The 13629-nt window shown below is 29.0% G+C and carries 13 protein-coding genes and 1 riboswitch; of the genes, 4 read left to right on the top strand and 9 right to left on the bottom strand.

All coding sequences use genetic code 11. The features are described 5' to 3' along the window. Window positions 1–51: 51 nt before the first annotated feature. The 4 genes from add to NNC19_RS09865 form a co-directional block, all read right to left on the bottom strand. Complete coding sequence (gene add, locus NNC19_RS09880) at window positions 52–1044, bottom strand: adenosine deaminase (protein ID WP_310938478.1); 993 nt, start codon at window positions 1042–1044, stop codon at window positions 52–54. A gap of 63 nt (window positions 1045–1107) precedes the next feature. Then, window positions 1108–1207, bottom strand: a riboswitch (purine riboswitch). A gap of 46 nt (window positions 1208–1253) precedes the next feature. Beyond that, a complete protein-coding gene (locus NNC19_RS09875; protein ID WP_310938477.1) occupies window positions 1254–1772 on the bottom strand; it encodes a ferritin-like domain-containing protein in 519 nt (172 codons plus the stop codon). 64 nt (window positions 1773–1836) lie between these two features. Next, window positions 1837–3804, bottom strand: coding sequence for a glycosyltransferase family 39 protein (locus tag NNC19_RS09870; RefSeq protein WP_310938476.1), 1968 nt, complete (start codon window positions 3802–3804; stop codon window positions 1837–1839). Window positions 3805–4118: 314 nt separating this feature from the next. Beyond that, window positions 4119–4949, bottom strand: coding sequence for a TIM barrel protein (locus tag NNC19_RS09865; RefSeq protein WP_310938475.1), 831 nt, complete (start codon window positions 4947–4949; stop codon window positions 4119–4121). A gap of 326 nt (window positions 4950–5275) precedes the next feature. Between NNC19_RS09865 and NNC19_RS09860 the strand changes: the two genes are divergently transcribed. Further along, window positions 5276–5839 (top strand): TetR/AcrR family transcriptional regulator, encoded by a 564-nt coding sequence (locus NNC19_RS09860; RefSeq protein ID WP_310938474.1) that lies wholly within the window; start codon window positions 5276–5278, stop codon window positions 5837–5839. A gap of 64 nt (window positions 5840–5903) precedes the next feature. Here the strand turns inward: NNC19_RS09860 and galU are convergent, their stop codons facing one another. The 4 genes from galU to NNC19_RS09840 are packed head-to-tail and all read right to left on the bottom strand — an operon-like array spanning window position 5904 to window position 10216. Continuing rightward, window positions 5904–6761: a UTP--glucose-1-phosphate uridylyltransferase GalU gene (gene galU, locus NNC19_RS09855; protein WP_310938473.1), complete on the bottom strand. Its 858-nt coding sequence runs from the start codon at window positions 6759–6761 to the stop codon at window positions 5904–5906. A gap of 25 nt (window positions 6762–6786) precedes the next feature. Next, window positions 6787–8826: a glycosyltransferase family 39 protein gene (locus NNC19_RS09850; RefSeq protein WP_310938472.1), complete on the bottom strand. Its 2040-nt coding sequence runs from the start codon at window positions 8824–8826 to the stop codon at window positions 6787–6789. Window positions 8827–8843: 17 nt separating this feature from the next. Beyond that, entirely contained in the window at window positions 8844–9263 is a 420-nt protein-coding gene (locus NNC19_RS09845; RefSeq protein ID WP_310938544.1) for a GtrA family protein, read from the bottom strand. A gap of 14 nt (window positions 9264–9277) precedes the next feature. Then, window positions 9278–10216: a glycosyltransferase family 2 protein gene (locus NNC19_RS09840; RefSeq protein ID WP_310938471.1), complete on the bottom strand. Its 939-nt coding sequence runs from the start codon at window positions 10214–10216 to the stop codon at window positions 9278–9280. Window positions 10217–10367: 151 nt separating this feature from the next. On the opposite strand from NNC19_RS09840, the gene NNC19_RS09835 reads away from it, so the two are divergent. Together NNC19_RS09835 and NNC19_RS09830 are read left to right on the top strand one after the other, a co-directional pair. Continuing rightward, entirely contained in the window at window positions 10368–11042 is a 675-nt protein-coding gene (locus tag NNC19_RS09835) for a response regulator transcription factor (RefSeq protein WP_310938470.1), read from the top strand. Between the two features lie 27 nt (window positions 11043–11069). Continuing rightward, window positions 11070–12272, top strand: a complete 1203-nt coding sequence (locus NNC19_RS09830) for an ATP-binding protein (protein ID WP_310938469.1) — start codon at window positions 11070–11072, stop codon at window positions 12270–12272. 82 nt (window positions 12273–12354) lie between these two features. Here the strand turns inward: NNC19_RS09830 and NNC19_RS09825 are convergent, their stop codons facing one another. Then, window positions 12355–12714 (bottom strand): hypothetical protein, encoded by a 360-nt coding sequence (locus NNC19_RS09825; protein WP_310938468.1) that lies wholly within the window; start codon window positions 12712–12714, stop codon window positions 12355–12357. 237 nt (window positions 12715–12951) lie between these two features. Here NNC19_RS09825 and NNC19_RS09820 point away from each other — a divergent pair, with 237 nt between their 5' ends. Next, window positions 12952–13536 (top strand): hypothetical protein, encoded by a 585-nt coding sequence (locus tag NNC19_RS09820; protein WP_310938467.1) that lies wholly within the window; start codon window positions 12952–12954, stop codon window positions 13534–13536. Window positions 13537–13629 lie beyond the last annotated feature (93 nt).

Raw genomic sequence — 13629 nt, 5'->3', positions numbered from 1 at the left:
TAGAAAAAGCCATATCAAAACAATGATATGACTTTCAAAATATATGTTATTTTATATTAATTTTTTCAAATTTTCTTTAGAATCTAAATCTAAAAAACTTGCTTCAATGCTATTATAATAAACCTTCTTATAATCTTCATATGTAATATCAAACTCTTTAGATATTATTTGAACTTCTTTAGACATACAAGTATCTGAAACACTTCTATTATCTGTATTTATGGTTACTCTTATGTCATCTTTATAAAAATCATAAATTGGATGTTCATTTATGATTTTTACAGCTTTTGTTTGTACATTACTTGTAGGACACATTTCAAGAGTAATATTTTTTTCTTTAACAACTTCATATGCTTTAGGGCAATCTTTTATAAATACACCGTGTCCAATTCTTTCTGCACCTAAAAGTTCAACTGCTTCTAATACATTTTCTCCTATCCCAGTCTCCCCTGCATGAATTGTTATTCTATATCCATATTTTCTAGCTAAGTCCATAGCATTCTTGAACTTCCTGCAAAATCCTGCTTCTTCTCCTGCGCACAAATCTACTGCAACAACACCTTTATGTAAATAATTTTTACCTTTTTCAATCACTTCAATGGCTTTTTCTTCTGACATATTTCTCATACATGATAAAATTAAGTTTCCACTTATTTCATATTTTTCTTCTGCTTCTTTAATCCCATGAATTACACTTTCTATGATTTCTTCAATCTCTAACCCTCTTACTGTATGAAGAACAGGAGCAAACCTTACTTCCATGTATTTCACATTTTCTTTTGCAGCATCTTCAAAAAGTTCAAATGTAATTCTTCTTAAGCTTTCTTTTGATTGCATTACTAAATTAGGTAAAGAAAAAGCTTTCAAATAATCATCAAGTGATGTACATTCACTTGGTGCAATAATACATTTCTTTATTTCCTCAGTTTCATAAGAAGGAATAACTATATTCTCTTTCTTGGCTATATCTATTATTGTTTCTGCTCTAACACTACCATCCAAATGACAGTGAAGTTCAATTTTTGGCAATTCTAAAAAATCCATTTTATCCTCCTACATATATTTTTGTATAAAAAAATTCCTAATTACAAAGAAGACATATCTTTATACAAGATACATCTTCTTCGTAATTAGGAATTATTGGTTCCTAGTAGAGACCTCCAAACCATATTATTGGAGTTATACGAAAATACATTTATAATATTAATTTATAGAATTATACTGAATTTTATTCTCATTGTCAAGTTACATCATCATTCCATTTCAATAGTTCCATAACCATGAGAATCATATTTATTTAAAACTATTGTTAATTCTTCAGCATGTTCTTTTTCATCAGCAATAATTTCATTAAATACTTTTCTCACATCACTTGAAGATATTTGCATTAAATTATTTTCATAAAGTATAACAGCTTCTAATTCTCCTTTAATATCATTTCTCAAATTATTTAATATTAGTTCATTGGAATATTTAGGGCAATACAAATCATGATATCTCTCACCTTTAATTTGCATATGCTCTTTAGTTTCCTTAAACTTATGTAATTGAACATGATCATATCTTCTTAATACTTCAAAAAACATGTTATAATGCTTCTTTTCTTCTTTCATAATATGTTCCCATATTTCGTTTATCTCACCAATATTAGAATCTGCAATATGTTTGTTATAGTCATTTATTGCAACTATTTCTCCTATCATTGCTTCTCTTATTAAATTAGTTTGAAAAACTGGCACACCTTGTGGTTGCCTCATAGTGGTATAACTCATATTTCCACCTCTACTACTCTATTTTCTTATATTATATTAATACACCAAAAAGATTATGTGTATATTACTTATCTACACACCCTTTTAAATCATAAAGTTCATAGAGTTGCCCTCCCACATTAAATTCATTGAATACAGGCATGCTATTAGCAATTTTATTATCTGAGGAATTAGACCATTCACTTTTATCTATAAGTTGTCCATTTTCCTTAGCCCAATTCATTATTTCAGTATTTTCAGATTTTTTCCCATAAGTAGAACCTTGTGATGTACTTGGAATTTTAAAGATTCCTTCATTCATTTTATCATTTATACTCTCTACCATAATGTATCTAACATCTCCATCTTTCACCATCTGTTTAAATTGATCTAAAGTAATTATATTATCAGTTCCCAAAAAGCCTCCTATAGACATAACAGATTCGTTGGTCTCAAGAATAATTTTTGAAGCAAATCCTGATGTTCGTAAAGTAACTAATAAATATTTCTCGTTAGTTTTATTAGCTTTTAAGTAATTTATAAGTTTTATTGACTCTTCATTTGATTCATCATCTTCACTATTAGAATTTTTAGGCTTTGTAAGCTCTAATCCTGCTGATGGTGAACTTCCCGACATTTTATAAAGCACTGTAGTTCCAGACCAAACAGTTGGTACTATTAAAAGTCCTATAAATCCTATAGTAACTAAAGCCTTTCTGAAATTTGAATTTGTACTAACTTCCAACTTATCTTTATTTTTATTAATGATAAGTGCTATAGAACTTCCAAAAGTTAAAACAATAACCATTGCCATGAGTATTTTGGTAATACTATAGGATTCAAAATAGTATGAAAGTATTACTAATACCAAAGCTCCGTCTATCATAAATGCAATAGGTAAAAGATAACATTTCCATGTGGATTCTTTATATAATTCTATTAAATACTTTATTCCAATACCAGCTAAAGCAGCAATTGCTGGTGCTAGCATAGTCAAGTAATACGAATGGAATGTGCCTTTGGTAAAACTAAAATATAAAAATTGTGGAACAAAATAAGTTATCCAAAATACTAATGATAGTTTTCTTTCATTGTCAAAAGGTTTCTTTAATTTTTCTTTTGAAGCCGCTGCTAAAAATCCTATCAATGCAAATGGTAAAAGCCAACTAATTTGATCTGATACATCTCCCTTTGAAAAAAATCTAGCAATTGATGATTTGTTTCCTCCAGTCCCTACTGGAATTGTGCTAATTGCATCTTCTTTTGATTTGCTAAAACGTTCTGCTCCATTATGTCCAAATATAAGCTGAATTTCTGAATTATTAGAACTACTTCCTACATAAGGCCTGTTTGATGCTGGTACTAAATCCACAATAGCAGCCCATGATAATGAAACAATTAACAGTATAACTGTACAAATTGAAAGATTAATCATTCTCTTTTTCAAATTAATTTTAGATGCAATAAAATATGTTAAATATATTGCTGGAAGTGGAAGATATGCTTGTAGCATTTTTATATTAAATCCAACTCCAATCAAAATTAAACTTATTATTAAATGTTTAAGTTTTCCACTTTCTATTGCTCTAAATAAGAAATAACTAGCTATTAAAACTATCATAACTAATTGATTATCTATTGTATTATTTCTACTTGCTGCTACAAAAATTGGAGTTACTGATAAACATAAAGCTGAAATAATTCCTGCCTTTGCTCCAAAATATCTTTTTATAAGGCAATAAATAAGGCCAACAGAAACTACTCCCGCTATGGCTTGTGGAAGAATAACGCTCCAGGTATTAAATCCTAATATTTTCGCAAAAATTGCCTGAATCCAAAATCCCACTGGTGGCTTGTCTACACTAACAAATCCAGTTGGATCAAAAGATACAAAAAAGAAATTTTTAAAACTTTTTAGCATACTTTTTATTCCTGCAGAATAATATTCATTAGCAAAATCTTGAATATTTAAATTGGTTATATTTAAAATTGTTGATAATATCAAAATTAAAGTTATTTGAGTCCTCTCTCTAGTTAGTTTAAATCTCTTCATATTTTATCCTCCTACTCGTATAAAAATACAAACTATTTATTAATATTATTATTTTCAGTAATATAGTGCAATAAAAAATTACTAAAATACCTATTTTCTACATAAACATTATATCTTATTGGTATTTTATTTGCGAACTATAGAAATTCTTTAGAATTTGTGTAGTCCTTTTTTATAAAACTCCACTTAAAGTGGTACACTTTTTTTGAATTCATAAATTTTTATGTATTTAATTCTAAATAGTTTGTTTTTGAGTATGGTTCAAATCTTAAACTAGAAGTTGAGAGATTAAGAAACCTATTTAAAATATAACTTTATTTGTCACCAAACTTCCTCTGCATGTACTCTGCGCTAACCTGTAGACTCTTAATTGGATCTTTATCTACCCAATTCTTATGAGTTTCTAATACAACACCCTTTACTCCGTTTTTTATAGCTATTGCTGATAGCGTATCTAGGTCCATATTTCCATTTCCTAATTCTGTAGCATTTTCTTCAAGTATTGGCGTCATATAGGGACCCGATTTGGTACAACCACGATCATTAATATGCCATAATTTCATTCTGCTACCCAGTTTTTCCATCAAAGCTGAAACATTAGCACCACCATCTGCCATCCAATAACTATCAAACTCGAAGTTGACATATTTAGGATCTGTTTCTTCAATTATAACGTCGTAAGCTGTTTTTTCATGAGTCACCTTTTGTAATTCGCAATTGTGATTATGATACAAAAGATTTATTCCTTCCTTAGAAAGAGCCTTTCCTGCCTGATTCAGACGTTCAGCAAGTTTTTCTATTTCCTCCAAACTACTATAATCGAATTTGTACATACCAGTAATAACTACAGTATCTGTCCCAAAACTTTTTGCTTCATCTGCTATAGCTTTAGCATCTTTCTCAATGCTTGCCAAATCACTGTGAAGACTTATGACCTTTAGTCCACTTTCTTTAATCAACTTTGGCCAATCAAGCTTGCCACCATTGCCAATAGGCATTCCTGAGAACTTTGTCATTAATTTTACCATAATAGAAGACTTGTGGATCATAAAATCATTTAATTCTATAGATTCATAACCTGCGTTTTTCATATCAATTAATGTCTGTAAAGCATTATCATAATTATTACACATTGTTCCTATCATAATCTGTTGAACTGCAGTGGTAATATGTTTAGAGTCATTCTCATCATTACTTCTTACAGCATAGTTTTGGTTTGCGTTTTGCTCTGTTTTGTGTGAGTTAACAATTTTATTAATTCTCACATTTTCCTTGATTTCATATCCAGTAATAAATATTATCACCAAAATAATGCACACAATGATTACTTTTAATATTTTTTTTATATATTTTTTCATTTTCACATCCCCTTTTCATTGACTTATTTCATAAGTACTCTATAATGATATCAACATCTGTCGATTTTACAACCGACAGATGATTTAAAAGTGTCGAATTCAATGGAGGAGCTATGTCAGAAAAGAATAATATCAATCAAAGGGTCATGCTAACAAAACGCTTGATTCGTGAGGCTTTATTAGAAATGTTAAAAATACATAACATTAGAAAAATATCAATACGAGAATTATGCCAAGTTGCAGGAATTAATCGTACTACGTTCTATAACCACTATGGTAGTCAATATGATGTATTAAACGAAATTGCTGAAATGTACATACAAAATACCTCATTTGCCGTTATAAATGATATTGCAGCAGGTAAAGATTTCTATGAATGTTTGACCAAGGTTCTACAATATATTAAAGACCATCTTGAATTTGCAAAGCTTGTGTTGGATCAAGATAATTATGACCTAATTACCCACATCAAAATTTCACTTCCACAGTTTGATGAGATGGTTATTAAGCATCTTCCAGAAGATCTTGATTTGGATGACAAGAAGGCAATTGCTTCCTTTGTTCAGCACGGAACAGTAAGACTTCTTAAAGAATGGATTTTCTCAGATTGCTTGAAACCACCAGAAGAAGAAGCAAAATTAATTTTATATATTGCAGGAAGAACAATTGGCAGTTAAGGTAATGTAAGTAAATATGTAAAAAACATTCCTAAAGTATTACTCTAGGAATGTCTTTTTCAAATTAAATTGTTGAAATATATGAAATAAGTTTTTCTCTTAATTCTACTCTCTTTAAAGCATAATCTATAGTAGCTTGTATAAATCCAAACTTATCTCCAACATCATATCTTTTTCCTTCAAAACAGTGAGCATATACAGCTTCTTTTTTAGCTAATTCTTTTAAAGCATCAGTTAATTGTATTTCTCCTCCCTTTCCAGGTTCAATCTTTTCAAGCACATTAAATATATTAGGTGTTATTATATATCTTCCCAAAATAGCTATATTAGTTGGTGCTTCTTCAATTCTAGGTTTTTCTATCATATCTTTCACCTTATAAACTTCATTTTCAATCTCAACACCATCTACTATTCCATACTTATCCACATTTTCCTTATCAACTGGTTGAACTCCTAATATTGTAGTTTTATATTCATCATAACAGTTCATAAGTTGCTTAAGACATGGAGTTTCACTATCTACTATGTCATCTCCAAGCATTACTGCAAAAGGTTCATTCCCAATAAAAGTCTTTGCAAGACTTACAGCATGCCCAAGGCCTTTTGGTTCTTTTTGCCGAATATAATATATATCAGCTAGATTACTTATATTTTTTACTAATTTAAGTAACTCTTCTTTATCCTTGCTTTCAAGTTCATTTTCAAGTTCTACTGATTTATCAAAGTGATCTTCTATAGCTCTTTTACTTCTTCCTGTAATTATCAATATTTCTTCTATACCAGATGCAACAGCTTCTTCTACTATATACTGTATTGTTGGTTTATCTACTATAGGTAACATTTCCTTTGGTTGTGCTTTTGTAGCTGGCAAAAACCTTGTACCTAGACCAGCTGCAGGAATTACTGCTTTTCTTACTTTCATATGGCACCACTCCTCTTTATTAAAGTTAATTAATTATACAATCTTTTAAGTCATAAAGCTCTTTAGACCCTGCCATTATAGCCCCTTGAGAACCTTCCTTACCTTTCTCTGTAGAATTAGACCACTTATTTTGATTTACAAGTTGTCCATTTTCTTTAACCCAATTTACTATTTCAGTGTTACTAGACTTTTCCATTCCCCCTAAAGACATCACCGCTTTTTTTGACATATCAGTATTACTAGAAGTTTCTTTATTTCCAGCTTTTATATTACTCATTCCATCAGTAATGACAAATCTAACTTCTCCATCCTTAACCTTTTGTTTAAATTCATCTAAGGTAATAATCTTATCAGTTCCCATATATCCACCTAAAGCCATAACAGACTCATTTGTATTAAGTATAATACTTGACACTTCTGATGTTCTGGAACTAACAAGCAAATATTTTTCATTTCCTTTATTAGCTTCAAGATAACTTATAAGCTTAAATGTATTTTCATCTGCACTTCCAGTTACCATGTTCATTATAGAACTCATCATCTTACTTTCTGCATTTTTTCTAAGTTGTAATCCTGCTGATGGAGCACTCCCGAACATCTTATAAACTAAAGTAGTTCCTGACCAAACAGTTGGTGTAATTAAAAGCCCTATTAATCCTAAAGTTATTGATGCTTTTTTTAAATTAATTTCATTTCCAAGATCTATATTTACTTTATTTTTTATTTTGTTAACAATAAGAAAAATCGCACTTCCAAAACTTAACAACATGATTGCTATCATCAATACTTTGGTAACATTTGAAATATCTAAATATGCTGAAAGTATTACTAGCTCCAAAATGCCATCTATGATAAAGGCAACTGGTAAAATATAACTCATCCATGTATTTCCCTTGTAAAGTTCTATCATATACTTAATTCCAATCCCAACTAAAGCTGCAATTGGCACTGCCATCATAGTTAAGTAATATGGTTCAAATGTACCACTTGTAATACTAAAATAAATGGATTGTGGAACAAGATAAGTTATCCAAAATACTATCGATAGTTTTCTTTCATTATCAAAAGGTTTCTTTAATTTTTCCTTTAAAGCAGCTGCTATGAATCCAAATATGGCAAATGGTAAAAGCCAACTAATCTGATCAGGCAATTGACTATTTTGAGCTGAAAATAATCTGGTTATTCCAGGTTCACCTCCACCAAAACTAGTTGTCTTCATTCCAGCCTTTTTAAGCATACCTTGCATTCCTTTTATAGCTTGAGACATCATGTTTGAATTACTACTAACTCGCTCTACTCCATTATGTCCAACTATAAGTTGAATTTCTGAATTGGTAGAACTACTTCCTACATATGGTCTTTCTGATGCTGGCATCAAATCTACAATAATAGCCCAAGATAGTGATACAGCAACAAGCACAAAAGAGCAAATAACAAGATTAATAATTCTCTTTTTAAATTCAATCTTAGATGCAATTAAATATGTAAAGTAAATTGCTGGACATATCAAATATGCTTCTAACATTTTTATATTAAAGCCAATACCAACACATATTATACATATTATTAAATGTTTAAGTTTCTCACTTTCAATTGCCTTAAAAAAGAAGTAACTGGCAACTAATAATACCAAAACTAATTGAATATCAACATTATTATTTCTACTTGTTGCAACAAAAATTGGAGTTATTGCAAGGCATAATGCCGAAATAAGTCCTGCCATGCCTCCAAAGTATTTTTTTACAATACAATATAAAAGTCCTACAGAAATAACCCCAGCAATAGCTTGTGGAAGTATTATACTCCAACCATTAAAGCCAAATATTTTAGCTGAAATTGCTTGCATCCAGAATCCTACTGGTGGCTTGTCCAAACTTACAAAACCTGTTGGATCAAATGACACAAAAAAGAAATTTTTAAAGCTATTTAGCATACTTTTGACTCCAGCTGAATAATACTCATTTGAATAACCTTGAATATTTAAGTTTACTAAATTTAATATAGCAGATAAAATTAAAATTAGAATCAATCCAATCCTTTCTTTATTTAATTTAAATTTATTCATTCTTTCTCCTCCAATTTCTAATTAAATACCAAAATCTTATATGACAAAAAGTTCACTACTTGAGCAATAAACATAACTATTACTTTTGATAAATACACATTAACCCCAAAATTTGAAATTAACATATTCATTACTACTAATGTAATGATAAGAGAACATAAATTCACTATTACGAATTTAATTAATTCTATATTAGTTTTTTGTTTTCTATTCTTACTTGAAAATGTCCATTTCTTATTAAATATATAGCTATTAATAACCCCTGAGCTATATCCTATAATTTGACTGAATGTATAATTAACACCTAAAAGTCCATTAAATAATGAAAACATAACAAAATCTACCAAAGTATTCATTACACCTACAAAAGAAAACCTAATTATTTGCTTTAGTTTTCCATTAAAAATATAATCTATACCCCTATTTATTATTTTAATTTTTGATTTTTCCATTAAAACCCCTTCTTTTCTCCTATTATGTAAAGAGGCCTACCTTTAGCTTCATCATAGATGCGACCTACATATTCTCCAATTATTCCAAGCATCATAAACATTACTCCATTAAAAAATAAAGATATCCCTATAATAGAAGTCCATCCTGGCACAGTAGAGTTTGTAAACATTTTTTGAAAAAGTATGAATAATAAATACAAAAAACTAAATGCTGACACTAATCCTCCTAAATAAGTACCTATTTTAAGTGGCTTATATGAAAATGAGGTAATGGCATCTGTAGCAAATTTAATCATTTTCTTTAAAGGATATTTTGTTTCTCCCGCAAATCTATCTTCTCTAATAAATTCAACTCCAGCTTGTTTAAACCCTAACCAACTAACAAGCCCACGTACATACCTATTCCTTTCCGGAACTTTTTTTAGTGCATCACATACTTTCCTATCAATAAGCCTAAAATCTCCTGTATCTACAGGGATGTCAATATCAGTCATACTACTAAGAGTTCTGTAAAATATTTTTGCTGTAACTTTTTTAAAAAAGGTTTCTCCTTTCCTCTTTATTCTCTTTCCATAAACAACTTCATACCCTTCTTTCCACTTTTTAATCATTTCTAACATTACTTCTGGTGGGTCCTGAAGATCTGCATCTATTACTATAACTGCTTTACCAGAAGAATTATCCATTCCTGCAGTTATAGCTAATTGATGTCCAAAATTTCTTGAAAAGCTAATAAATTTGATTCTACTATCTTTGCTACATATATCCTTTGTTAATTCTGCTGTCTTATCCTTACTACCATCATTTACGAAGATAATCTCATATTCTTCATTTGTTGAATCCATTACTTCTTTAAGCCTCTTATATGATTCACTTACTACTAATTCTTCATTATAAAGTGGAACTACTACAGAGTATTGAATGGATTTATCATTCATAAATATCATCCTTTCCTTTATTTATTTTCTACTCAAAATTCTAAAGTTATTGTCTTAATCTTTTCTTAAAAAAATTATTAACTTTCTGTTAATATTTTTTTGCCTTTACTGTATAATATTAGTTAATACTGACGAAAGGAATAATTTATAGATGAAAATTTTACTTATAGAAGATGAAATACCTCTTTCAGAGGCACTTGTTTATACTTTAAAGAAAAATAACTACATTGTAGACACTGCATTCAATGGCATAGATGGGGAAAATATGGCAAAGAGTGCCACTTATAACTTGATTATACTTGATCGTATGCTTCCAGGAAAAGATGGTCTTGAAGTCTTAAAACAATTGCGTAACGAGAAAATTTTAACTCCTATCCTTATTCTTACTGCCAAAGATTCTATTGAAGATAGAGTTGAAGGACTAGATAGTGGAGCTGATGATTATCTTGTTAAACCATTTTCTAAAGCTGAATTGTTAGCAAGAGTTAGGGCATTAGGAAGGCGTCAAACTGATAAAATAGATAACGAAGAACTTAAAGTTGGTCTAACTATTTTTAGCCCACTAAAAGGAGAACTTACAATTGAAGACGAACTAATAAAACTTTCCTCAAAAGAATCTCAAATTTTAGAAATCATGATTAAAAATAAAGATATTGTTATAACTAGAGAGCACTTACTAGATAGGATTTGGGGATTTCAATCCTCAATAGAATTAAATAATATTGAGGTTTATATATCTTATCTTAGAAAAAAACTTTGCTCTATAAATTGTGGATTTATCATTGAAACAATTCGAGGAAGTGGTTATTGTTTAAAAGAAACTTAATGAATTGAGAGAAAGGTCTTTTTGAATATGTTTAAAAAATTAAAAATACATTTAATATTAGTGAATGTTATACTTCTTTCAATAGTACTTATAATGATTTTTTCTGGATTATACTTTAGTCTTAAATTAGCAATGGATAAGAAAGCTTCATTAGTTATGAATGAATTTGCAAAAAAAGAAATTATTTTATCAGATATAGAGAAAGGGTTATCAAGTTGCTTTTTTATTGAAATAGATTCAGAAGAAAATACACTTAATTGCTCTCCTGACTCTAATATTCCAAATGAAGAAATTGAAGAATTAAAAAAAATAGTTATTTCAAAAGGTGTACAAGAAGGAAACATATCAACAAAGAATTATCACCTGAAATTTCTAAAAGCCCCTAAAAGTTACGGATTTATTATTGTTTTTATAGATTATAGCATAGAAAGTAATGTTTTAAACTATCTAATTATTACTTCCTTAGTTATTGGTCTAATAAGTCTAGTTTTGGTATTTATAATAAGTTTTTATATTGCAAATAAAGCAATTATACCCATTAGAATTTCTTGGGAAAAGAAAAAAAACTTTATATCAGATGCTTCTCATGAATTAAGAACTCCTCTAGCTATATTAAATTCCAATATTGAAATTGTATTAGAAAATGAAGAGGAAACTGTAAAAAGCCAGATTAAGTGGCTTAATAATATTCAAAGAGAAATTTCAAAAATGACTAATTTAGTTGAGGATCTTCTGTTTTTAGCTAGAGCTGGTATTGAACAAATGCCAATTTACCCCTTTGATATAAGTAAAATATTATCTCAAGTTTATGAATCTTTTAAGCCTCTTGCTGAAAAAAAAGATTTAAACTTAATCTTTAATTATTCCCCCAATATTGTGGTTAATGGAAACATGGGGAGGATACAGCAACTTATTAACATTCTAATGGATAATGCAATTAAACATACTTCACCTGGTGGTAACATTCATGTAGATTTGCAGATTGCAGAAAATACATTTCAATTAATTGTAAAAGATAATGGTGAGGGAATCCCTAAAGATTCTCTGTATAAAATTTTTGAAAGGTTTTATAGAGTTAATAAATCTAGTTCTAGAAATCAAGGAGGATATGGTATAGGTTTATCTATAGCTAAATGTATAGTTGAAGAACATCAAGGTAAAATTAATGTTTTTAGTACTGTTGGAAAGGGTACAGAATTTCATATAACAATACCCAATAAAGTTAGTTGAAAAATCCTGTAACCTTCTATCTATGTAGGCTACAGGATATATATCTATAACTTCTTAAGTATATTATTAACTATCTCTTATTTTAATAATTGTAATATGGATAATATGGGTATGGTGGATAGTATGGATATGGTGGATATGCTAATAATGACAATGCGGCTAAAGCTCCAAGTGGAAATCTTCTACGTCTAAATCTTCTAAATCTTCTCCTTGGACGACCATAATTATATTGACGTTGCATATTAGGTTCATTCCCTATATTTTCTTCCATTACATCCTCACCAACTAGCATATCAACGTGGTCATTTCCTACTCTTTCAATTATTCCATCAAATGTATTTCCATCTTTCATTGTTATGGTAATATGAAAACTAATGCATTTTTCACATTGTTCATGCATATTACCTAAGTTATTGTTGTAATTATTTTGTTGTTGTTCCATATTATAGCCAACTCCTTTCGATTACCATGATATTCAAGCTAGTGTTGGATTGTGAATTGAAAATTATCAAATGATAACCTATTCAAAAAACTACTTGGCATCTATAAAACTAAATGATACTATGGATATATAAAATATTCACATCTATACAACAAAAGATAAAATTTATAAAAAACATAGTGTATTAGGACAACTTTTGTTCTAATGTACTATTTGATTAAATTGGAGTGAAGTTAAATGGAGAAAAAAATTACTAAAAAAAACATTATATTTATACTAATTGCACTTGTTGGAATTATAAGTTACTTTTACTACAACTTTTCATCAAGAACTGAGCCCACTAATTCTATTGATGTAAATGTAGTATATACTTCAAAGGATCCTAAGGAAGCATTAAAAGATACCTCTTTTAGTGGAACATTTACAGATGAAGAAAAATCCAAAATAGTTGAAATGACTGATACTCTTGCAAAATTAACTATAAACAATGATTATAAAACAGATAATATAGATACATTAAAGACTTTTGTAAATTATATGGATGATAACTTAAAAATCAATTTCTCTGATGATATACTTCAAAAACAAATTGATAATTTAGTTAGTAATGAACATGTATCTAAATTACAAGATATTAATTACACAAAGATTACAAGAGATGAAGATAAGAGTTTAATTGCAGTGAATTTTATTGCAACTGTTAGAGTTGTTAATGATAAAAATTCTAAAGAAAGTGGAAAAACCTTTAGCAAAGTAGAATGCGGCTTTGCTTTTGATAAAGAATGGAAAGTTTCACAATTTTCAATAGGCCAATATAAATAGAATAGAATATATTGTAGGGGCTGTCGCACTAAATAATTAGTGCACAGCTCATTTTTGTGAAAAAAATAAACCCCAGATTCTACAAATCTGAGA

Source organism: Clostridium sp. SHJSY1 (assembly GCF_031626875.1).
Classification (GTDB): domain Bacteria; phylum Bacillota; class Clostridia; order Clostridiales; family Clostridiaceae; genus Clostridium.
Note: the sequence above shows the minus strand (reverse complement) of the source record. Positions and strands in the feature narration are given on the sequence as shown.